We start from the raw sequence: 303 nt of genomic DNA on the forward strand, positions 1-303 counted from the left end.
ATCACGATCCGTAAAGTGCGCGGCTCTCCGGTGCTGCAACGCAAAGCGCAGATCGCGGGACACCTGCCCAGGTGGCGGAATTGGTAGACGCACTAGTTTCAGGTACTAGCGGGGCGACCCGTGGAGGTTCGAGTCCTCTCTTGGGCACCAGATTGAAGACAGAAGGCCCGCTCGCAAGAGCGGGCCTTCTGCTTTTCACGCCATGGATGCCGGGGCTGCAGATGTCGCTTCGATTTGCGCGCAGCTTCGTCGCAGCGACCAGGGCAGCGGAAGCGAGAACTGGATTCTCAGCTTGCAAGTCTG

Annotated in this window: 1 tRNA gene; it reads left to right on the plus strand. The window is 60.7% G+C overall.

From position 1 onward, the window contains the following. Positions 1 to 65 precede the first annotated feature (65 nt). Positions 66 to 150: transfer RNA gene (locus tag FLQ44_RS08235), tRNA-Leu, on the plus strand. The last annotated feature ends 153 nt before the right edge of the window (positions 151 to 303 follow it).

Source organism: Vogesella mureinivorans, assembly GCF_007644035.1.
Lineage (GTDB): Bacteria > Pseudomonadota > Gammaproteobacteria > Burkholderiales > Chromobacteriaceae > Vogesella > Vogesella mureinivorans.